The organism is Marinovum sp. J2-8, assembly GCF_055808435.1.
Genome location: NZ_JBVVRZ010000003.1, coordinates 678,288 through 700,284, shown reverse-complemented (window position 1 = coordinate 700,284; position 21,997 = coordinate 678,288). Strand labels below are relative to the sequence as shown.

Annotated in this window: 19 protein-coding genes, 1 tRNA gene and 1 pseudogene; 6 read left to right on the top strand and 15 right to left on the bottom strand. The window is 60.2% G+C overall.

Annotated elements, in window-relative coordinates; translation table 11 throughout:
* Window positions 1–58 precede the first annotated feature (58 nt).
* The gene (ychF, locus tag AC0L4F_RS12920; protein ID WP_244688912.1) at window positions 59–1,156 is read right to left on the bottom strand and encodes a redox-regulated ATPase YchF; all 1,098 of its coding nucleotides are present in this window, start codon (window positions 1,154–1,156) and stop codon (window positions 59–61) included.
* Window positions 1,157–1,383: 227 nt separating this feature from the next.
* On the opposite strand from ychF, the gene trpA reads away from it, so the two are divergent.
* A complete protein-coding gene (gene trpA, locus AC0L4F_RS12915) occupies window positions 1,384–2,175 on the top strand; it encodes a tryptophan synthase subunit alpha (RefSeq protein ID WP_244688911.1) in 792 nt (263 codons plus the stop codon).
* A gap of 2 nt (window positions 2,176–2,177) precedes the next feature.
* Here the strand turns inward: trpA and AC0L4F_RS12910 are convergent, their stop codons facing one another.
* Both AC0L4F_RS12910 and AC0L4F_RS12905 read right to left on the bottom strand, forming a co-directional pair.
* Window positions 2,178–3,461 carry an ATP-binding protein gene (locus tag AC0L4F_RS12910; RefSeq protein WP_244688910.1) on the bottom strand — a complete coding sequence of 428 codons (1,284 nt, stop codon included), beginning with the start codon at window positions 3,459–3,461 and terminating at the stop codon, window positions 2,178–2,180.
* 152 nt (window positions 3,462–3,613) lie between these two features.
* Window positions 3,614–4,162 (bottom strand): heme NO-binding domain-containing protein, encoded by a 549-nt coding sequence (locus tag AC0L4F_RS12905; protein ID WP_244688909.1) that lies wholly within the window; start codon window positions 4,160–4,162, stop codon window positions 3,614–3,616.
* A 140-nt stretch (window positions 4,163–4,302) separates the two neighbouring features.
* On the opposite strand from AC0L4F_RS12905, the pseudogene AC0L4F_RS12900 reads away from it, so the two are divergent.
* Window positions 4,303–5,488 (top strand): annotated as a pseudogene (locus tag AC0L4F_RS12900) (alpha-hydroxy acid oxidase).
* Window positions 5,489–5,507: 19 nt separating this feature from the next.
* Here AC0L4F_RS12900 and AC0L4F_RS12895 read toward each other — a convergent pair.
* Window positions 5,508–6,125 carry a GNAT family N-acetyltransferase gene (locus AC0L4F_RS12895; protein ID WP_244688908.1) on the bottom strand — a complete coding sequence of 206 codons (618 nt, stop codon included), beginning with the start codon at window positions 6,123–6,125 and terminating at the stop codon, window positions 5,508–5,510.
* Entirely contained in the window at window positions 6,115–7,278 is a 1,164-nt protein-coding gene (locus AC0L4F_RS12890) for an MFS transporter (RefSeq protein WP_244688907.1), read from the bottom strand. The genes AC0L4F_RS12895 and AC0L4F_RS12890 overlap by 11 nt, the downstream gene beginning before the upstream one ends.
* Window positions 7,279–7,485: 207 nt before the next feature.
* Between AC0L4F_RS12890 and AC0L4F_RS12885 the strand changes: the two genes are divergently transcribed.
* The 3 genes from AC0L4F_RS12885 (at window position 7,486) to AC0L4F_RS12875 (ending at window position 9,390) form a co-directional block, all read left to right on the top strand.
* Complete coding sequence (locus AC0L4F_RS12885) at window positions 7,486–8,130, top strand: 50S ribosomal protein L25/general stress protein Ctc (RefSeq protein WP_244688906.1); 645 nt, start codon at window positions 7,486–7,488, stop codon at window positions 8,128–8,130.
* A gap of 151 nt (window positions 8,131–8,281) precedes the next feature.
* Window positions 8,282–8,998, top strand: a complete 717-nt coding sequence (gene pth / locus AC0L4F_RS12880; RefSeq protein WP_244688905.1) for an aminoacyl-tRNA hydrolase — start codon at window positions 8,282–8,284, stop codon at window positions 8,996–8,998.
* A 20-nt stretch (window positions 8,999–9,018) separates the two neighbouring features.
* Complete coding sequence (locus AC0L4F_RS12875; protein ID WP_244688904.1) at window positions 9,019–9,390, top strand: DUF2237 family protein; 372 nt, start codon at window positions 9,019–9,021, stop codon at window positions 9,388–9,390.
* Between the two features lie 148 nt (window positions 9,391–9,538).
* Here the strand turns inward: AC0L4F_RS12875 and AC0L4F_RS12870 are convergent, their stop codons facing one another.
* The 6 genes from AC0L4F_RS12870 to AC0L4F_RS12845 all read right to left on the bottom strand — a co-directional run bounded on the left by AC0L4F_RS12870 (window position 9,539) and on the right by AC0L4F_RS12845 (window position 15,643).
* Window positions 9,539–11,422 (bottom strand): acyl-CoA synthetase, encoded by a 1,884-nt coding sequence (locus AC0L4F_RS12870; RefSeq protein WP_244688903.1) that lies wholly within the window; start codon window positions 11,420–11,422, stop codon window positions 9,539–9,541.
* 130 nt (window positions 11,423–11,552) lie between these two features.
* On the bottom strand, window positions 11,553–13,346 hold the full coding sequence (locus AC0L4F_RS12865) for an ABC transporter transmembrane domain-containing protein (RefSeq protein ID WP_244688902.1): 1,794 nt from the start codon (window positions 13,344–13,346) through the stop codon (window positions 11,553–11,555).
* Window positions 13,347–13,520: 174 nt separating this feature from the next.
* A complete protein-coding gene (locus AC0L4F_RS12860; RefSeq protein ID WP_244688901.1) occupies window positions 13,521–13,838 on the bottom strand; it encodes a hypothetical protein in 318 nt (105 codons plus the stop codon).
* A gap of 57 nt (window positions 13,839–13,895) precedes the next feature.
* A complete protein-coding gene (locus AC0L4F_RS12855) occupies window positions 13,896–15,170 on the bottom strand; it encodes a caspase family protein (RefSeq protein ID WP_348524103.1) in 1,275 nt (424 codons plus the stop codon).
* Window positions 15,116–15,430, bottom strand: coding sequence for a caspase family protein (locus AC0L4F_RS12850; protein WP_348524102.1), 315 nt, complete (start codon window positions 15,428–15,430; stop codon window positions 15,116–15,118). The genes AC0L4F_RS12855 and AC0L4F_RS12850 overlap by 55 nt, the downstream gene beginning before the upstream one ends.
* A gap of 139 nt (window positions 15,431–15,569) precedes the next feature.
* Window positions 15,570–15,643: transfer RNA gene (locus AC0L4F_RS12845), tRNA-Gly, on the bottom strand.
* Between the two features lie 166 nt (window positions 15,644–15,809).
* Here AC0L4F_RS12845 and AC0L4F_RS12840 point away from each other — a divergent pair.
* Window positions 15,810–17,708, top strand: a complete 1,899-nt coding sequence (locus AC0L4F_RS12840; protein ID WP_244688900.1) for an amylosucrase — start codon at window positions 15,810–15,812, stop codon at window positions 17,706–17,708.
* A 166-nt stretch (window positions 17,709–17,874) separates the two neighbouring features.
* Here AC0L4F_RS12840 and AC0L4F_RS12835 read toward each other — a convergent pair whose 3' ends face one another.
* From AC0L4F_RS12835 to AC0L4F_RS12820, 4 genes are all read right to left on the bottom strand, one after another.
* The gene (locus AC0L4F_RS12835; protein ID WP_244688899.1) at window positions 17,875–18,534 is read right to left on the bottom strand and encodes an SOS response-associated peptidase; all 660 of its coding nucleotides are present in this window, start codon (window positions 18,532–18,534) and stop codon (window positions 17,875–17,877) included.
* A 5-nt stretch (window positions 18,535–18,539) separates the two neighbouring features.
* Window positions 18,540–19,736 (bottom strand): class I SAM-dependent methyltransferase, encoded by a 1,197-nt coding sequence (locus AC0L4F_RS12830; protein ID WP_244688898.1) that lies wholly within the window; start codon window positions 19,734–19,736, stop codon window positions 18,540–18,542.
* Window positions 19,737–19,904: 168 nt separating this feature from the next.
* Window positions 19,905–20,210, bottom strand: a complete 306-nt coding sequence (locus AC0L4F_RS12825; protein ID WP_244688897.1) for a DnaJ family domain-containing protein — start codon at window positions 20,208–20,210, stop codon at window positions 19,905–19,907.
* Between the two features lie 83 nt (window positions 20,211–20,293).
* Window positions 20,294–21,853 (bottom strand): bifunctional metallophosphatase/5'-nucleotidase, encoded by a 1,560-nt coding sequence (locus tag AC0L4F_RS12820; RefSeq protein ID WP_244688896.1) that lies wholly within the window; start codon window positions 21,851–21,853, stop codon window positions 20,294–20,296.
* Window positions 21,854–21,997 lie beyond the last annotated feature (144 nt).

Below are 21,997 nucleotides of genomic sequence, written 5' to 3'. Positions count from 1 at the left end.
CAGGTGATCATCGCCATGCGGACCGGGGCCCACGCATGACGCTATGGCCTTGCAGACCTCAGGTGTTGAACAGGAAGTGCATTACGTCGCCATCCTTGACGATATAGGATTTGCCTTCAGCGCGCATTTTGCCCGCTTCCTTGGCGCCGTTTTCACCGCCACAGGCGACATAATCGTCATAGGCGATGGTCTCTGCGCGAATGAACCCTTTTTCGAAATCGCCATGGATCACGCTGGCGGCTTTCGGGGCGCTGGTGCCTTCGCGGATTGTCCAGGCGCGGGCCTCTTTGGGACCGACGGTGAAATAGGTTTCCAGATGCAAGAGGTCGTAACCTGCACGGATCAAACGGGAAAGACCGGCCTCATCCAGGCCCATCTCGTCCAGGAACATCGCGGCCTCATCATCGTCGAGCTGGCTGATTTCCTCTTCGATCTGCGCGGAAATCACCACGGATCCTGCGCCCTCGGCCGCGGCCATTTCGGCGACACGGGCCGAAAATTCATTGCCTTCGGCGGCGCTCGCCTTATCGACATTACAGACGTAAAGGATCTTTTTCGAGGTCAGCAGTTGCAGGCCTTTCCAGGCTTTGACGTCCTCTTCGTCGACGTCGGCCTGACGCGCGGGTTTGCCCTGATCCAGCATCTCCTGGGCTGCCGCCAGCAGGCGATCCTGCTGGATGGCCTCCTTGTCGTTGCCTTTCAGCTTGCGCACCAATCCAGCGCGCCGCTTTTCAATGCTTTCCATGTCGGCCAGCATCAGTTCCGTTTCAATCACCTCGGCATCGGCCACGGGGTCGACCCGGCCTTCGACATGGGTGACATCGCCGTCTTCGAAACAGCGCAGCACATGGGCAATGGCATCCACTTCGCGGATATTGGCAAGGAACTGATTGCCGAGGCCCTCGCCCTTGGACGCACCTTTGACCAGCCCGGCAATATCAACAAAGGTCATCCGCGCCGGAATGATCTGTTTCGACGTGGCGATCGCCGCCAATTTGTCGAGCCGCGGATCGGGCACCGCGACCTCACCCACATTGGGTTCAATGGTGCAGAATGGAAAATTCGCCGCCTGCGCCGCTGCGGTGCGCGTCAGCGCGTTGAAAAGCGTCGATTTGCCGACATTTGGCAGACCGACAATCCCCATCTTGAAGCCCATGACCGATGATCCTTTGACAGTGCGGGTGCATGTTCCGCGTGTTTTGCAGGCAATTTCACCCGGCGCTTCTATTTGGGCCGGAAGACAAGCGCAAGTCGTCGCCACATGTCACATCCTTTCGGGCCTCGCCGCAAGGACGCCCTACAAGGGCCAGAGACGCCCCTGCCCCATTGCCAAGACCGCACAAATTCGGCACATGAAGGGAAAGATATCCGAAGGACAGCCGCATGACCCGTATCGACGCCAAATTCGCCGCGCTCAAAGCACAGAACCGTAAGGCCTTTGTCGCTTATGTCATGGCGGGTGATCCAGATTTCGACAGCTCGCTTGAGCTGGTGCGCGGCCTGCCCGGTGCAGGCGTGGATGTGATCGAACTTGGCTTGCCATTTACCGATCCGATGGCGGATGGCCCGACGATCCAGCTGGCCGGGCAACGGGCGCTGGAAAGCGGCATGACCCTGGACCGCACTTTGGAACTGGCGACAAAATTCCGCGAAACCGACAATGAAACGCCGATTGTCCTGATGGGGTATTACAACCCTATCTATTCGCGTGGGGTCGACACCTTTCTGGCGCAGGCCAAGACGGCGGGGATTGACGGTCTGATCGTGGTTGATCTGCCGCCGGAAGAAGACGAAGAGCTCTGCCTGCCGGCGCAGGCCGCGGGATTGAATTTCATTCGTCTGGCAACCCCGACCACCGACGCCAAACGCCTGCCCAAGGTTTTGCAGAACACATCCGGGTTTGTTTACTACGTGTCGATCACCGGAATCACCGGATCGGCCGAAGCCCAGGCCGGCGACGTCGGCCCGGAAGTGGCCCGGATCAAGGCCGGGACGGATCTGCCTGTGATTGTCGGATTTGGCGTCAACACACCGGAAAAAGCGGCGGATGTGGCCGGGGTGGCCGATGGATGTGTGGTCGGCTCTGCCATCGTCAAACGATTGGGCGACGGGGAACCGACAGCCGACGTGCTGGCCTTTGTCAAAACCCTGGCCGATGGCGCGCATAGCGCCTGACCTCACTCCTTTGGGGGCACCCCTTCGACCAAAAGATCCGCCATGCGGCGGATCAGCACGTCCCGTTTGACCGGCTTGGCCACATGGGCATCAATGCCCCGGCGCAGGTATTCTTCGACCTGGTGGGTCATGGCGTTTGCGGTCAGGGCGATCACCGGGCAATGCGGCAGACCGGCCTCATCCTCATAGGCGCGTATCACGGCCGCGGCCTCCAGCCCGCCCATGACCGGCATGTTCACATCCATCAACACGATGTCATAGGCGCCACTGCGATAGGCGGTCACCGCCTGTGCGCCATCATCAACCATCGAAATGACCAGCGGATAGCGTTTCAAAAGGTGATGCAGAACAAGCCGGTTGGTCTTGTTGTCCTCTGCCACCAACACCTGCCAGGGCCGGGCGTATAATACGGCCTCGGCATCCAGCACCGGGCGTTTGCGGCGCAATTCACAATCCTCTGGCAGGCCAACCGCCACAGTGGCGGTAAACACCGACCCGCCTGTGTCGGGCGCTGCAAATTCCAGGTCGCCGCCCATAAGGTGGCAAATCTTGCGCGAAATCCAAAGGCCAAGCCCGGTGCCGCCATGCTGTCGCGTGACAGAGGCATCGGTCTGCGAAAAAGGTTTGAACAGCTTTGAGCGTTTGTCAGGCGGGACACCGGGCCCCGTATCGCTGATTGCGACCACCAATTGCGCGCTATGCGCATTTTCCCCCGGTTCAACCCGGGCCGACAGGGTCACCCCGCCCTTTTGGGTGAATTTGATGGCATTTGATACCAGGTTCGACACCACCTGACGCAGTCGTGTCGGATCCGACAGCACCCGATATTGCCCGGTAATCGCAAAGTCGCGATCAAACGACAGTCCCTTTTCCAGCGCCTTCAATGCGTAAAGCCGGTAAACGGTTTCCAACAGATCATGCAGGTCAAAACCAACCCGCTCGATTTCCAACTGCTCGGCCTCGATTTTGGACAGGTCCAGAATATCGTTCACAATCGACAACAGCGCATTGCCGGAGGATGTCATGACATCCAGCATATCCTTCTGCGCCATGGCAAGTTGCGTGTCGGCCAAAGCTTCGGCCATGCCCAGCACACCATTCAACGGCGTGCGGATTTCATGGCTGATCATGGCCAGAAACGCGGTTTTTGCGTCATTGGCGCGTTCAGCCTCGGCCTTGGCCTCGGTCAGATCCGCAGTGCGCGACCGCACCTGATCTTCCAGGGTCGCGGCCTGACATTTCAGCGCTTCATTGGCTTCGAACAGCTCGCGGCTTTTGTGATCCAACAGGCGTTCTGCTTCTTCGCGGGCTTTGCGTTCGCGCAGATACCTGCGACGCGAAACAGGGCCCTCACCCTGACTGCTGCCGCTGGTCGGGGTGTTTTCCGCGGGGGGACCGGTGCCATCGCCATGTCTTTGGCCTGGCGCTATCCATCCAGCTATCCCGTCAATCGGATCAGAAATTGCGCGGTATTTTCATTGCCGGTCTCCGCATTGTCCAACACGGAAATTTCCGCCGGCGCGCCAAAATGCGCAACACAGGCTTCGATCATGCCATGACAGAACGGCACCAAGGGCCGGTCGGAACTATAGGTCATTTTCAACGCCTTGTCGCCCTGCCATTCGGTTTCAAAGGTCGGCAGTTCCGCATCAGGATAGAGTTTGCGCACCTCCACATGCACCTCGTTTTCGATCGCATCCAACATGACAAGGACATTGTCCTTGCCCTTGAAGAACCCCGGATCGGATTCAACAAAGCGGCTATGGATCCATCGGCCGAACTGACGTTGCAGATCCGGCACCGGGATTGTCGTCTGATCGCTGATCGCGCCAACGATCCGCATCAATTCCGAACAAGGATAGTTGCCGACCGCGCTATAGGCGCCGTCATTTTCCAACTCCAAAGTGTCCAGGATGTCGTCAACCGCTTCTTCACCGATGGCCTGTTCGGCCATGGCCATCAACTCGGTAAAAACCATACCCTTCATACGCGTCTCCTGTACTATTGCGGCGACGGTAGCGCAGATAGGTAAAGCACTGCTTAAATCGTTTGTGGCCTCTTGCCTTAAAACTCCAGTATTGGTAAAAGTTTCTGACCAATATCGACATTTCCCAGGAAAGACCCGGCATGGCAGTGATCACCTGTATTGAAGACCTGAAGCGCCTGTATCGGGCGCGTGCGCCCAAGATGTTCTATGATTATTGTGAAATCCGGCAGCTGGACCGAGCAAACCTTTCGGGAAAATGTTAGCGATTTCGACCAGATCCGCCTGCGCCAGCGCGTTGCGGTCGACATGACGAATCGCACCACAAAATCCCAGATGATTGGCCAGGACGTGGCCATGCCCGTGGCGCTGGCCCCGGTGGGCATGACGGGCATGCAACATGCGGATGGCGAAATCCTCGCGGCCAAGGCGGCAGAGAAATTCGGCGTCCCCTTTACCCTGTCGACCATGTCGATCTGTTCGATCGAGGATGTGGCCGAACACACCACGAAACCCTTCTGGTTCCAGCTCTACACCATGACGGACGAGGATTACGTCCGTCGTTTGGTCGAACGCGCCCGCGCGGCGAAATGTTCCGCCCTGGTGATCACACTGGATCTGCAAATCCTGGGCCAACGCCACAAGGATCTGAAAAACGGCCTGTCCGCGCCGCCCAAACTCACCCCCAAAGTGATCGCCGATCTGGCGACGCGCTGGCGCTGGGGCTTGGGCATGTTGCAAACCAAACGCCGTGGGTTCCGCAATATCGTCGGCCATGTCAAAGGCATTTCCGACCCGTCCTCGCTGATGGCCTGGACGGCCGAAAACTTTGATCCCTCGCTGGATTGGAACAAGATCGCCAAGCTCAAGGAACTGTGGGGGGGCAAGGTGATCCTGAAGGGGATCCTTGACGCCGAAGACGCCAAAATGGCGCTTAAGGTTGGTGCGGATGCCATCATCGTGTCCAACCACGGCGGGCGACAATTGGACGGTGCGCTGTCATCTATCCGGGTTCTGCCGGAAATTCTTGACGCAGTGGGCGATCAGATCGAGGTCCATATCGACAGCGGCATCCGCTCTGGTCAGGACGTGCTCAAGGCCGTGGCGATGGGGGCCAAAGGCACCTATATCGGGCGCGCCTTTATCTATGGTCTGGGCGCAATGGGCGAAGCCGGGGTGACCCGCGCGCTGGAGGTGATCCACCGCGAAATGGATGTGTCCATGGCGCTGTGCGGCAAACGCGACATCGCGGATGTGGACCGCGATATCCTGTTGGTGCCCGAAGATTTTGGCGGCCGCTGGCAGCGGGGCGCGCGCAGCGGCAACTGACGCGATCCGCAAACGCCGATCAGATTTCGAAGGCGGGTTCGTCAGTGAAAACCGGCACATGCGGTCCGGCATCCCGCGGCAGATCCCCGATCAGCCGCGGATCATCCGCAATCTCGATCTGTTGCCGTATCGGGGTAAATCCGCTGCGGCGGTAAAACCCCAGCGCCTGCGGGCTGTCCAGCGTGCAGGTGTGCACGTGGAACCGCTCGATTGGGCGGCCAAACGCGCGCTCGATCGCAAACGTCATCAGCGCCCGTCCCGCCCCCTTCCCGATCAAGGCAGAGGTCAGCCCGAAATAGGCCAGCTCACATTCACCTGTGACACGAAAATCCAGCTCCAACAGCCCCTCGGCCCGGCCCGCAACATCAACGGTGAACACTTCGGTCCCCGGATCGCCCAGCACCGCGCTCAAGGCCGCATCGTCCAGCCGCAACCGCGAAAACCACAACCAATCCTGCCCCCCCACCCGGCAAAACAGATCACGATACCAAGTCACGTCGGGGTCGGTGACACGCGAAATCATCAGACCCGCAGGCAGAGCCGCAGATTTCCGCACCGGCGGGCTGCGCATCTCCAGATGGGTGACCACCGCCGCGACCTTGCCCTTTGGCACATCATGAAATCCATCAACCAGCATGGCGTCTCCTTTGACCTGCGGCCAGAAGCGGCGCAAGAATGCATGTGATAATCAACAGCGCACCGCCCATGGCGACAAAGGATATGCGCAGGCCATAAGCCTCGGACACGAATCCCATGATCGGTGGACCGATGAAAAAACCAGTGTAGCCAATCATGGAAATCCGCGCGATGGCGGCGGTGCGCACCCGGTCCCGCACATTCCGCCCGACGTGGGAAAATGCCATCGGCGCCACCACCGACACCCCGACACCCAAAGTGGCAAAACCGATATAGGCCATGGTCAGACCATTGGCGAAACCGGCAACAAAGGCACCAAACGCCGCAACCGCAGCCGCGATTGCCATGACCGCGACCTCGCTGAACCGCGACACCATCGCCTGACCGCCCAGACGGCCCAACGCCATGGTCGCCCCCAGGATCGCCGGGCCCAATGCGCCCTCTGCCGCGCCGCCGCCCAGGGTGCGCTCCAGATGCAGGGCCGACCACCCCTCGGTGGCATTTTCCGCCATGAAGCCGACAAGGATCACCAAGCCGCCCAACAGCAGCAAACCGCGCGCTGCGGGCAGATGGCTGGCCTCGTCACTGTCCTCGACAAGCGGCGCAGCCCGGTCGCCCAGGGCCACCCGAACCAACCCCAGATTGACGACCGCCAAAAGCGCGAAAACCGCGATCGGCGACCAGCCCCCTTCGCGCAGCACCCCCGACACCAACGCCGCCACCGCATACGCCATGGAAAAGGTTGCATGGGCGAAATTCATCAACGGTCGCCCGCGCCGGGCCTCAATGGCGGACACCCTGGCATTCATGATGACATCCAGCGCCCCACTTGCCGCTGCAACGGAAAACATCGCCAAAGCAAAGCCCAGGGGCCCTGTCGCGATCCCCAAAGAGACCACCAGACAGCCCGCAACCAGCCCCAGCGCGGCCAGCGTCCGCCGCCCGAGCTGCATGTCCAGCCGGGGCGCCAACCACATCGCCAGGATCGAGCCTGACGCCGCCACCAAAAGACAGATGCCAAACATCCCATCGGTGACATCTATCCGCGCCTTGATGGCCGGCACCTGCGCAGCAAAGGCACCGAACACCAAACCCACCGTCATGAAACAGGCCAGAGGCGCGCGGGCGGCCGCAATATCGTCGCGTGAAATCATGGCCAATCCGTGCCATGGGTCTACAGGTTTGGCAATCGCCAAACTCTGCCCCGCCTCTTCCCGGCCTCTTCCCGGCAAAAACCCGGCCCAATCCCCCGGGAGCGGTGCAAAAATGACTTTTATTACCGGCTTTTTCGGTCTATAGGCGCGTCTTCACGCGGGGATACAGCCTTGGAGGATCCCCGCCCTAAACCAGGAGATAAACACATGGCAGGTGAGATCCCAGATCTTCACGCTTTGGAACGGACGGGGACAGGCAAGGGCGCCGCTCGTCAGGCACGCCGCGACGGCATGGTTCCAGGAATCGTATTTGGCGGCGACAACGATCCGCTTCCGATCCAGATTCCGTTCAACGTATTGCTGACAAAACTGCGCGCTGGCCGGTTCAAGTCGACCCTCTTCAACCTCAAGGTTGAAGGCCAGGAAGACGTGCGGGTGATTTGCCGCGACGTGCAACGCGACGTGGTCAAAGACCTTCCGACGCACCTTGACCTGATGCGTCTGCGCCGCACCACCAAGATCAACCTCTTCATTCCGGTCGATTTCATCAACGAAGAAACCGCGCCCGGCCTGAAAAAAGGTGGCGTGCTGACCGTTGTCCGCCCCGAGGTCGAATTGATCGTGACCGCCGGCGATATCCCCGAGCAGATCACAGTTGATCTGAGCGGCCTGGATATTGGCGACATCGTGCATATTTCGGACGTGAACCTGCCCGAAGGCGCCAAGCCGACGACAGACCGCGATTTCGTGATCTGCAACATTTCCGCCCCCTCGGGTCTGAAATCTGCGGATGACGAAGACGAAGATGGCGAAGCAGGTGATGTGCCCGCTTCCGAGCAATCGGCAGACTAATCCCACCCAAAGCCGATCTCTTTGACCCGTGGTCAAAGTGGTTGGCCAACATGATCTTTGAAAGCCCCGGGGTTGCACCTTCGGGGCTTTTTGCGTTGAAACAGGGCGCTGTGGCAGGGCAAGCTGTGGCGAGGGACAAAGGACAATGGCGATGCAGATCTTTGTGGGATTGGGCAATCCCGGTGGGCAATATGCAGGCAACCGGCACAACATCGGCTTTATGGCGTTGGACCGGATTGCCTCTGATCACGGGTTTGGCCCCTGGAAAGCGAAATTTCAGGGCCAGATCGCCGAGGGCCGTCTGGGCAGTGACAAGGTGCTGTTGTTGAAGCCGGAAACCTTCATGAACCGCTCTGGTCAGGCAGTTGGCGAGGCGATGCGGTTTTACAAACTGGAGCCGGGCGACATCACGGTGTTCCATGATGAACTGGACCTCGCCCCCGGCAAGGTGCGGGTCAAGATGGGCGGTGGCCATGCGGGGCACAATGGTCTGCGGTCGATCCACGGCCATATCGGCGAGGCATACCAGCGCGTGCGGCTGGGGATCGGTCACCCGGGACGCAAGGAAATGGTGGCTGGCTATGTGCTGCATGATTTTGCCCGTGCCGATGACGATTGGCTGGTGCCGCTTCTGGATGGGCTTGGCCGGGGGGCACCGGACCTTGCGACCGGCGACAGCGGCAAGTTTCTGAACGCCATCGCACTGCAAGTGGCCCCGCCCCGCAGTTCCAACAGAAGTGCCAACCGCACCGCAACCGCCGCCACAACGCCCGCGAAGACACCTGCCAAGGTGAAGGAGCGGGCCGCAGAGTCGGCGCCCGAAGACACTCGCACCGCCCTGCAAAAGCTGGCCGACAAATTTCGCTGAGATCATTCAAGGGATACCCCATGGAAAAAGACCCCTCTGTCAATGTGCTTGGCGCCCCGCTGACCAGGTGTTCGATTGACCCGCTGACCGGATATTTTCGCGATGGCCATTGCAACACCTGCGCCGCAGATCAGGGCAGCCATACGGTCTGTGCCGTGATGACTGCGGAATTTCTGGCGTTTTCGAAATATGTCGGCAACGACCTGACCACACCGCGCCCGGAATTCGGGTTTTCCGGTTTGATGGCGGGCGATCAATGGTGTCTCTGCGCCGCGAGGTTCCTTCAGGCCCATGACGAAGGCTGTGCGCCCAAAGTCAATCTGGCGGCGACCCATCAGAAGGCGCTGGAGATCGTATCGCTGGAAGTGCTGCGCGAAAACGCAATCGGCTAGCGGACTGGACAGCTGGCGGTCGAAAGTGCGGGCAATCGTCACGCCGTTGCGTGCCGACAGGCTGGGGGGCCAGCCCCCCAGACCCCCCGGGATATTTTCGGTCAGATGAAAGGCGAAAGGGTTAAGCCGGCACAGTCAGCAGTGGCCCCTACTCTGCCCATTCCCAAGGTCGGGTATAGGCCCCCAACACATGGCTCACATCCTCTTCGCGGGTGATACCGGATTTCGCAATACGCGCCACCAGACCGCGTTTCTTGTCGTCGATCACTTCGGCCACATGGGCATTGACGCCACGTTCGGACAAGGCGGCGTTGTAGATGCGGGTGATTGCGTGTTTGCGCAGATCCGGTTTGAACACCTTGCCCACCGCCGTTTTCGGCAATTCATCCAGAATGGTGATATGCTTTGGATGCGCTGCCCGCTCATGCACATGGGTCTTGCAATGTGCCAGCAGCTCGGCCTCGGTGGTTTCGGATCCTGCCACCAGTTCGACAAAGGCACAGGGCAATTCGCCGGCATGGGCGTCGGGTTGGCCGATGGCCCCGGCAAATGCCACCGCCGGATGGGTCAGCAGCGCCTCTTCAATCTCGGCCGGGTCGATATTGTGACCGCCGCGAATGATCAGATCCTTGGCCCGGCCCGTGATCCAAAGATAGCCGTCGCCATCAATCCGCCCGAGATCGCCGGTGCGCAGGTAGATGTCTTCGTGGAACAGGTCGTGGTTCTTGTCGGCCTCGGTGTATGTCGATCCGGCATAGACACCGGGATTGGCGACACAGATTTCGCCGATTTCGTCGACGCCACATGCCTCGGGGCCATTGCCCGCGCGTTTGACGATTTTCACATGCGTATACGGCAGTGGCAGCCCGACAGAGCCAACTTTTTTCTGGCCTTCGGTGGGGTTACAGGACACGAGGCAGGTGGCCTCGGTCAGGCCGTAGCCTTCGATGACTTGAACCTTCGACGAGGATTCGAACCGTTTGAACAATTCCATGGGCATCGGCGCCGAGCCGGAAAAGGCGGTTTTGACCGAAGAAATATCGGCATCCACCGGTCGTTGCATCAGGGCGGATACGGCAGTTGGCACGGTGATGATAAAGCTGATTTTCCAGCGCTCGATCAGTTTCCAGAAATTGTCGAACACCCCCTCGCCGCGATAGCCGGCGGGTGTTGGAAACACCACATGCGCCCCCGACGACAATGCCGCCATCAGGATGACATGCACGGCAAACACATGGAACATCGGCAGTGGGCACATGATGTTGTCTTCTTCCGAAAACAACAGCCGCGCGCCCAGCCAACCGTTGTAAACCATGCCGGAATAGAGATGCTGTGCCACTTTCGGCATGCCGGTGGTGCCGCCGGTGTGAAAGAAGGCCCCGACCCGATCCTGTTGCGGATCCTCAAAATCCAGCACCTTGTTCTGGCGCGCCATTTCCGCGACGAAATCAAGAACCCTGGCGTGATGACGGTCCGGGGTTTTGGGCCGCAAGAACGGCACCAGCCAGCTTTTGGGCGGGCTGAGGTAGCTGTTGAGGTCAATTTCCAGCACATGGCCGACATCCGGGGCCTCTGCGACCGCGCTGGCGACCTTTTGTGCCACGTCGGTTTTGGGGAAACTCTTCAGCGTGACCACAACACGTGCCTTGGTTTCGCGCAGAATGGCAGAGATCTGTTCCGGCTCCAGCAGTGGATTGATCGGGTTCACAATGCCCGCGACCATGCCGCCCAGCAGCACATAAGAGGTCTCAAGACAATTGGGCAGGACAAAGGCCACCACATCCTTTGGCCCGATGCCGAGGCTGCGAAACAAATTCGCCGCCTGATTGGCCTTGGTCTGCAATTGCGACCAGGTCACGGTCTGGGCCGGGTCCTTTGGTCCCGACAGAAGTTGATAGCTGATGGCGGGCCGGTCCGGGAACCGTGTCGCAACCCGGTCGATCATCCCGTGAATTGTCGCCGGTTCCTGACGCGCAGCCCAAGGCATTTCAGTTTCAATGGCAACGCAATCGGCAGCTGATGCAAATCCCATGATAGTCCTCCCATGGCCCGTCTGATGCGGGCTTCATTCTTTGCCGACAGGATGCGTGTGAATATCCTACCACGCAAGAGTGACGCACCGGCGCAAAAAATGCGACGCTGCGTTCCAATTGCGCATTCGCCTATTCTGCGGCGATTCCATCGGTGAACTGCATGCGCGCCAACCGGGCATAAAGCCCGTCTTCGGCAACCAGCGCGTCATGCGTTCCGATGGCGGCGATCCGCCCCTGATCCAGCACCACAATGCGGTCGGCCTTTTTCACCGTGGCCAACCGGTGCGCGACGATCAGGGTGGTGCGATTCTGGCTCAGGGCGTCTACCGCGTTTTGCACCGCGCGTTCGCTTTCGGCGTCCAGCGCGCTTGTCGCTTCGTCCAACAGCAGCACCGGAGCGTCGCGCAGGATGGCGCGGGCGATGGCGATCCGCTGTTTCTGCCCCCCCGACAACATCACACCGCGTTCGCCCAACCCGCTGTCATAGCCATCCGGCAAGGCCGAAATGAAATCATGCGCCGCCGCCGCGCGTGCCGCCGCCTCAATATCCTTGTCGCTGGCCTCTGGCCGCCCAAAGCGGATGTTGTCCCGCGCCGAGGCGGCAAAGATCACCGGATCCTGCGGCACCAATGCCATGGCCCCGCGAAAGGCATCCCGGCGCATGGCCGCAATATCGACCCCATCCAATGTGATGCGGCCCGATGCCGGGTCATAAAACCGCAGCAGCATCTGAATGATCGTGGTCTTGCCCGCCCCCGACGGGCCGACCAGCGCCACGGTTTCCCCCGGTTGAATGTCCAGCGACACCTGATCCAGCGCCGAAACATCCGGGCGCTGCGGATAGGTGAAGGTGACATTTTCGAACCGGATCGCACCGCGAATATTGGCGGGCAATGGCAAGGGGCTGTCGGGATCATTGACCATATCCTTGGCATGCAGCAATTCAACAAGCCGTTCCGTGGCCCCGGCGGCCCGCTGCAATTCGCCGAAAATCTCGGACAGGGCGGCAACCGAACCGGCCACCATCACCGCATAGATCACAAATTGCACAAGGCTGCCGGCGCTCATGTCGCCAGCGCGCACATCATGCGCCCCGATCCACAGCACCCCGACCACGCCGGTGAACACCAAAAAGATCACAATGGCGGTCATCATCGCCCGCGTGGTGATCCGCCGCCTGGCGGCATCCAGCGATTTGTCGGTGACATCGGAAAACGCCTTTTGCGTCAACAGCTCATGGGTAAAGGCCTGGACGGTCTGCACCGCGCCGAGGCTTTCCGAGGCACGGCCAGAAGAGGCCGCAATCCAATCCTGATTTTCCCGGCTCAGGCTGCGCAACCGCAGGCCCAGCGTCAGGATCGGCACCACAACCGCGGGCACAATCAACAACACCAATCCCGTCAGCTTGGGCGAGGTCAACAGCATCAGCCCCATACCCCCTAGGAAAATCAACACATTGCGCAGAGCGATGGAAATGGACGAGCCGATGACCGACAGGATAAGCGTGGTATCCGTGGTGATCCGGCTGACCACTTCGCCGGTCATGATGCGTTCATAAAATGCCGGGCTCAATCCCATGACACGGGCAAACACCGCCTTGCGGATGTCGGTCACCACCTGTTCGCCCAGCCGCGTCACCAGCGCATAGCGCAGCGCCGTCCCAACCGCCAACAAGGCCGCAATCCCCAGTGCGGCAGCAAAATAGCGGTCCAGCAACGCGCCATCCACCCCGCCAAAATTGTCGATCACCCGGCGCACCGCCAAAGGCAGCACAAGCGAGGTCGCAGCGGTCGCGATCAGCGCCAGAATCGCCAGCGCCATCAGCCCCCGATAGGGCAGAATAAACGGCCAAAGCGCGCCCAGCGCCCCAATGCGTTTCGATTTGTCCCGCTCTTCCTGCGGTTGGGCCAATCCACGCGCCATGCGGCTCTCCTATCACGTCCGCTTGCGGTTTACGGAATGGAGCAGACGGGGGCAAGCGGTGGACGACCTGCCATAGGCTTTGCGTCAGGTTCGGATCAGGTTTGGGCCAGGTTTGGGGCTGGCGGTCTTGCCTGAAACCGCCTGGAAAAATCCGACCAGTTTGACGCCCTGACGCTACTCTGCGGTCCGGGGCGCTTGTACCTGGCCCGCACGCCCAATCCGGATCAGCTGAAACCCATCCTGCCCCCCCGGTTCCGGCCGGATCGGTGTTTTCATTCCGATATCCAGAATCACGCCACCGTCCGCCAAACTGCGTGGGGTCCAGGGGAATTGATAACCTTGGGAAAACCCCGGAATTTCAGCGAACCAAAGATGCGACTGGCCCGAGATGTCAAACCGTTCGACATAGGTTTTCCCCACCCCGTCATAGACCAGAACCATGCCGTTTTCATCCACCGCCAGGCCAGACCCGTTCGGGAAACAGCGGGTCATGTTGCAACCGGATCTCGCGGCGGGTTTCACGCCCTGACCATTCCTTGATCATCAGGGTCATCTCATTGCGCCAGACCTGTTGTTCCTTGGTCCGATACAACAGGTAAAGCCCAAGCGGACCGGTGGTCCATTGCAACCCTTCGTGACCCGCAACCGACACATCCGCCACAAACAATTGCTGGCCATCGGGCGCATAAACCTCGATCTCGCGTTCGGGTTTGTTGACGTAATACCCAATGGCGAAATGGCCGGACGGCTCAAAATACATCGGTCGATAATCCGCCGCTTCGTGAAAACCGGATCATGCACAACGCCGGTGGTCAGATCGATGTCAAACACCACATCCGGGGCATCCTCGGCCCGCGAATTTTTGCCATAGATACGCAACAACCGATCCGAAATCGGCACAGTCTTGTGGATAAACGCCACATCTCCGCCAATGAACCCTTTGGGATCACTCATGTTTCCCTGTTGGTCCACCAACCAGAACTTTCGGAAATCCATCAGCACCGCGCTGCCGTCCGGGCCCTCGTAAAGCGCATTGGCGAGGGTGTGCAACTCTTCTGACACCCGCCGTCTGCCCGCCCCGTCATAGCGCTCCAGGAACACTTTCAGGTATTGAAACTCTGTTTGTTTGTATTCCGCAACGCTGCGCAGAAACATCACGCTGCTGCCGTCTGGGGCGACAATCGGGGTGCCGTTCAGGTTCAGCGACATTTCCCCCGAAACCCGCTGTTCCACCGTCCAGCCGCCGCTGTCGATCACGGCCTCTTCGACCTGGGGCGGTGGCGGGGCTGACGCCGCGCCGCATGTGCCGCGCAGACAGGTCTTGCCCAGTTTCTGGCGATAGACCGCGGGGATTTGCAGGTGATTTTCCCGCCGCGCATCTTCGGCCGTGCGTTCCTGGGCCGCAAACACCGCATCCTCAAGATACATGTCAGAGGTCAGGACCGGCAGGAAATGGCGGGTGAAAACAGAATAGGGCTGATCCGGGCCATCGGATTGCAGCCGATCCAATGCAGTCTGCCCCTCGCCCGCTGAATAGATCACAAAAGAGCCCCGCACCGGCTCCACCCGCGCCAATCCGCGTGTATTTCCCGCGCTGCGCGTGCTTTTGCCCTCAAATGGATTGTCGCGACAGGCGTCGATGATGGCCAGGCTGAACAGCGCGCCCTGGGCCGCGATCTCGTCCAGCACCCCGTTCACACCGTTTTTCAACGCCAAAGACCGGCGCGCCAACAGCCGGGCGGTGGCCTGTTTCGGGGCATCCACGGGAATCAGGTAATTGATTCCATTGGCGCTCCAGCCATGGCCGGCAAAAACAAAAGCCACCTCATCCCCGGCGCGATGCCATCGACAAACGTGACGATTGCCTCTTCCAGCGCCGATTCATCCAGATCCTTCAGATAGGTGACCGCAAAACCCAATTCATCAAAGGCCGCCGCATAGCCGCCCGCGTCGCCATGGGTGTTTTGCAGCGACGGCAGCTCTGAATAGGCGGCATTGCCGATGATCAGCGCCTGTTTGGCGGCCATTGCGGGCAGGCCCAAACAGCCAAAAACCAAGATCGCAAGCATCCGTATCGTGATCATCCGCCCCCTCCCCCCCCCGGTGTGGACAGGGGGAAGTATGCCGCAAAACCGCCAATTCTCAAAATGCGCGGGCGCATGACAATCACATCGGACCACCCGGCCCGGGAATTATCGCTGCGTGATGTCGGTGGAGTTTGGCTGGAGCGGGCGGCGGGAATCGAACCCGCATCATCAGCTTGGAAGGCTGAGGTCTTACCATTACACAACGCCCGCCCAGCAGAAACGGTGATTACGTCATGCCGACGGGCAGGTCAACACGGGATTGACCAACATTGCAAAGCAACTGCGTTTTCCGCTCGCCCTCCGTTGACCAATGGCTGCGGCAATGCGACTTTCCCCGGCAATTCAATCCGACGTGACCAACAATCCAAGAGGTTCCATGCCCGATACGTCCCGCCCGGCCAGTCTGAGTGATCTTGACGTCTTCAAGCTGCGCTACGCCCGCAGCAAAGACGATCTGTGGCATATGCTGGAGCAGCTTTATGGCGATCACCCGGATTTCCAAGAGTTTCGCCGGGATCTGGACGACAGTTTGCGTCACGCGGCGCTGACACGCCCGACGGCGCTCAAGGCGCTGGATATGGCACGCGATCTGGACCCGGACTGGTTCCAGCAACCGGGCATGAATGGCTATGTGTTTTATATCGACCGGTTTGCCGATGATCTGGCGGGGGTGATCGAGCGGCTGGATTATCTGGTGGAATTGGGGGTGAGCTATGTGCATTTCATGCCCTGCCTGCATCCGCGCCCCGGCGACAATGATGGCGGCTATTCCGTGATGGACTACCGCGCCATCAACCCAGATTTTGGCACCATGGCAGATTTCGAGGCCGTCACCGCCGCCTGTCGCGCCCGTGGGATCAGCGTCTGTGTTGATATGGTGGTGAACCACACGGCCAAGGAACATGAATGGGCGCAAAAGGCCCGCGCCGGGGATGCGACCTATCGCGATTATTATCTGTTGTTCCCGGACCGCAGCCAGCCAGAGGCCTATGAGCGCAGCCTGATCGAAATTTTCCCCGACACGTCGCCCGGCAGCTTTACCTGGTACGACGACATCCAGCGCTGGGTCTGGACCACATTCAACGACCACCAATGGGATCTGAACTGGGCCAAGCCGCGGGTCTTTCTGGATATGCTGCGCATCATGTTGTTTCTGGCCAACAAGGGCGTTGATGTCCTGCGGCTGGATGCGGTGGCCTTTATGTGGAAACGTCTGGGCACCAGATGCCAGTCAGAGCCAGAGGTGCATATGCTGCTTCAGGCCCTGCGCGCCGCCACCCGCATAGCGGCCCCGGCGGTCATTCATCTGGAAGAGGCGATTGTCGGCCCTGCGGAAATGCTGCCCTATCTGGGACGTGGGGAGCATGACGGCAAGGAGGGCAACCTCGCCTATCACAACTCGCTAATGGTGCAATTCTGGTCCTCTCTCGCGTCGCGGGACACGCGGTTGATGACCCATGTGATGTCGACGCATTTCCCCCCGGTTCTGACCAATGCCACCTATGCCACCTATCTGCGTTGCCACGATGATATTGGGTGGGCGGTCACCGACGAAGACGCAGGCGCGACCGGGTTGAACGGTTTCCTGCACCGCCGGTTTCTGGCGGATTTCTATGATGGCAGCTTTCCCGGAACTTTCGCCAAGGGCGCGTTGTTCCAGTACAATCCCGACACCGGCGACAAACGCAACAGCGGCACCACCGCATCATTGGCCGGTTTGGAACGCGCCCAGGACAGCGACAATGCCCTGCAAATCGCGCTGGCGATTGACCGCATCCTGATGGGGCATGCGCTGATCGCGGCCTATGGCGGGATCCCCTTGATCTATATGGGCGATAAGATCGGGCTGACCAATGATTATGGCTATCGTGACACCCCGGCCCATCGTCATGACAGCCGCTGGTTGCACCGGCCCAGAATGAACTGGGACCGGGTTGCCGCCGCACATCAGGATCGCGAAAGCGTGCCGGGCCGGGTGTTCCACGGGATACGCCACATCCTGGCGCGCCGCGCCGAAACCCCCGAATTTCACGGCAAGATCCCGACCGAGGTGCTGGACACCGGCAATTCTGCGCTTTTTGCATTTGCCCGCCGCGCGCCGACCGGCGCAATGGCATGCGTTTTCAATTTCACCGAGACCTGGCAGGTGTTGTCGACCAATTGGGTCATGTCCCAAGGCGCAACGCGGCTGTTCGATGTGCTGAGCGATCAGGAGGTCGGTGACTATCACGGGACCATCGCCTTGCCGCCCTATTGCGCGCTCTGGATACGGTGACGGGCGTAATCACGGCTTGCGGTGTTGGCCCGGGAAGAGAGCCCACGCCAATCCGCCAAATGCTGCGTCAGGTGGCAACCGAAGAAGGGGGCCCCCTCGGCCTTTGGCCTCACCCCCGGGATATTTTTGGTCAGATGAACGTGGGAGAGAGATCTAAGCGCCGTTTTCACAGTGGCGAAATCAGGGTCTCGCCGGTTGCCCGGTTCGAATTCACCTTTGGATCGACGCGGTAATATTCCAACACATCCTCGTCCGCGGCCTGCATCAGCCGTGCCGCGCCTTTGCCGTGTTCACCCAGCCACATTGCCCAATCTTCCGGTGGCAGGATCACCGGCATTCGGTGGTGGATTTTCTGCATTGCCACATTTGCGCCGGTTGTGACCACGGCGCAGCTGCGCAGATCCATCCCGTCCTGTGACCAATCCTGCCAGATCCCGGCCATGACCAGCGGCGCACCGTCGGCGCGGAAGATATACCACGGCAGGCGATTGCCGTCGGCATCCTTGGTCCATTCATAAAACCCGGTCGCGGGGATAAGACACCGGCGGGTGCGACAGGCGCTGCGAAAGGCGGGTTTTTCGGCAATCGTTTCCGCGCGGGCATTGATCAGCAAGGGCCCGTCATTGGGGGTCTTGTACCAATGCGGCAAGAACCCCCACCGCATCGGTTGCAACATGCGATGGCCTTCGCCCGCGCGGATCACAGCAATCCGGGTTGTCGGACAGACGTTATAGTTTACCGGGTCAGGCAGGTCATTGGCCTGCGTGGCCTCGAACAGCTGCGCCATGGCATCATGGGGGAGAGTGACCGCGAAACGTCCGCACATGGGATTTAACGTAAAAGACCGGAGTAAAGAAGCAAGCCCCAGCCGGACAGCTTGTCCGCGGCCCTGCCCCAGAGCGGCGCGAAGCGGATCGGGTCCAGCCCGGCCCCTTTGGCAATGTCCCCCAGCGTTTGTCGCCCGTTGACCTGCGCCAGCAATGGCGCGGCATCGCGCGGCAATTCCAGCGCGTTGCGCTCACCGCCCATGGTGACGGGGATTGGGCGACCTTCGGCCACGGCTTTGGCCAGGACACCGGGGGCCACGCCGATCAGATGCGGCACCAGCGTCGGCGCGCGCCCATCCGCGATGCGCCCCGCGCTGGCGTCGGCCGCGACCGCATAGGCGATATGCAACCGCATGGAGCCGCACAATTGTTCCGCCAGCGCCATGCGCGCCACCGGGTCCATGCCCGCAGGCACCGGGGCAAACCGCGTCGGATCATAATAGGATGGCGTGGTGAAGGAGCTGAGCGCCCAGCCCGTGCGCGCCAGCGTGGCCACCAGATCGGGCACGTCATAGGCCCGGTCCTGGCCATGCAGCAACAAATCGTAAAACCCCGCATCCGAGTCGCGGTGATCGCCAAGATGTGGATTGCGCTTGAACGGGTGGCCTTCTGGCAGTTTTGCAAATGCCGCCTTGGCCGCCTTCAGGCGCTTTTTCGGCGGCAGATCAGCGAACATTGCGCCAAATGCAGCCTGTAGCGGATAGACACCCGAACGCCCGAGCGGCGCATAAACCATGAAGCCCATGCCACCACCGGGCGCAAGTGCTGCGCGCAGGGCGCGAAACCCGGCATCCGGATCAGGCAGGTGATGCAGCACGCCGCAGCAATCAATATAGTCGAAGTCCCCGAAATCCGCCGCATCCAGCAGGCTGGCGGTGTGAAACGTGATATTCTCGGTCACCCCGCGCAGTCTGGCGCGTTCCTCGGCCACGGCGCGCGATGCGGTCGACAGGTCGACATAGGTGATCTGATGCGGGCGTTTCGCCAGTTTCAGAAAATGTGCCAGTTGGATCAGCCCGTCACCGGTGCCCCCCCCCACCAGAACCCGCAGCGGTTTTGACCAATCGCGCTGGCCCGCAAACAGATAATGATCAAGCTCAACCGGATGCGAGGGCGAGCCGGTGATCAGGCGCTTGCGCTTATCCTTGGGATTGCGTTCAGGATAGGGATAGGCCTCGTAGTGTTCCTTGACGCTGACCATATGTCCCCCGTTTTGCCGCCTGTGTCATCCTTTGGGCCTCGGTGTGCCCCAGCGGTGATGCGGGGCCAAGTGCGAATTTCGCGCGATGAAGGCGTTTCGCGAAACTTGATGCGTGTGAGGCGGGAATTCCCCGCACGGAAATTGCGGGTTTAATCCGGGAACGTTCCCCTACCGGTAGGCTTTGCGCGCCAGTTCGATACGTGCGTCCATCAACGACATTTCTTTCAGAATATCCTGACGCCGGGTGCGGTCGCCGGTGTCGCGCAATTCCGCGCGCAGGCGTTCCAATTCACGCGACAGGCTGACAAATTCGGGCACGCCGCCGCTTTCCTTGACAAGACGGTTCAGCATCGCGTTTTCCGGGTCGTCACAATGGGGCAAGGGTTTGCCCGCGCCGGGAAGATCGTCAAATGCGCCCTCGGCCTCGGCCTTTTGAATGCGTTGGTTGATAAGATCGATCAGCGGATGGTCCATGATGCAATATCACCGATCTGATGCGGCCCGGCAAGGGATGGGAAACACGCGGCGCCGGACCCCGGCGCCGCGCAAAGGCATATTTATTTCGCCGAAATACGGCCGTCGGTATAGGGCATGAACGGACCTTGCGCCGCCAGATATTCCGCCGTCACATCGGCCAGATCCGGGCCATAGTCATAGGCATTCATGGCATCGACGAACATCTTGTAGCCGTCACCGCCGTTGCGCACATAGTTGTTCGACACCACACCATAGACCGTTTCGGCCTCGATCGGGGAACCGCCAACCATCACGTCGGACACACGTTCGCCTGCGGGCATCGACGCGTCAAAGGCAAAGCTCATCCCCGCGACCTGCGGGAAACGACCGGCGCCCTCTTCGATCTGGCTGACGCCATTTTCCAGCGCCTCCAGCATGGTTGCGCCGGTCACCTGAAAGGTCGACAGCGTGTTCTGGAATGGCAGAACGGTCAGGACCTCGCCCATGGTCACTTCGCCCGCGTCAATCGAGGCACGGATGCCGCCGCTGTTGGCAATGGCGATCTGGATACCCTGATCGGCAACGCGATCCAGCATGGCGTCGGCAATCAGGTTGCCCATCGAACATTCCATCGCGCGACACACCGACCGGTCACCTTCGATCAGTTCCGCGGCTTCGGCCACGACCCGGTTGCGGATCTCTTCCAGCGGTTTGGCGGCTTCGGCAATGCGTGCGGCCACGGCTTCGTCCGCCAGAATCGCCGCGTCGACCAGCACAGGGTTGCCTGATGCTTCGGTCACGTTGCCTTCGTCGTCGAAGGTCACGTTCAATTCACCCAGATATTTGCCATAGGCATAGGCCTGCACGATCTGAACGCCATTGACGACAGTTGGATAAGGACCATCCGCATTGTCATCATTATTGGCCAGATAGGTGTTCGAGTGGCCACCGACAATCACATCAACCCCGGTGGTATTGGCAGCAACATCCTGGTCCACCGCATAGCCGGAATGCGACAGAACGATGATCTTGTTCACGCCCATTTCGCTCAGCTTGTCGACCTCGCCCTGAACCGCATCGGCGGGCGGGGTGAAGATGATGTTTTTGCCCGGGCTCGCCAGCTCGTCGGTGTTTTGTGGCGTCAGGCCGATAAAGCCGATCTTTTCACCGCCCTGCTCGATCACGGTCGATTTCATCAGCTCGCCGGCCAGCAATGGCTCGCCCGAGACATCGGCGTTCGACATCAGAATCGGGAAATCAATTGCATCCATGAAGCCGCGCAGAACCTCTGGGCCGTCATCGAATTCGTGGTTGCCCACGGTCATCGCGGTATAACCCATCTGGTTCATCATTTCGGCGGCCAGTTTGCCCTTGTAATAGGTATAGAACAGCGAGCCCTGGAATTGGTCACCGCCGTCCACAAGAACCCAGTTGTTGGACCGCGCCTTGGCTTCGTTGATTGCGGTCATCAAACGGGCAGAGCTGCCGAAACACTTGCCTTCGGCGTCATCTTCGGCGGAACAGGGGCCATCATATTTGCTGACCGATTCAAACCGCGCATGAAAGTCGTTGGTGTGCAGGACAGTCAGTGAATAGTCGGCACTGGCCACACCCGCCGTCAGGGCAAGGGCAGCAGCGCTGGTCATAAGACGCACAGACATGGGAAACCTCTCAGTTGAATTTATGTCGTGATGCTGCATCGGGATTGGTTGCTTGTCAAAGCAAACCCGGCGCAAACCGGCGCAGCCAGCCACCCCGAAGCAGCCTCTGACATGTGATGGCCAAAATTTGCGACATGCGCATGA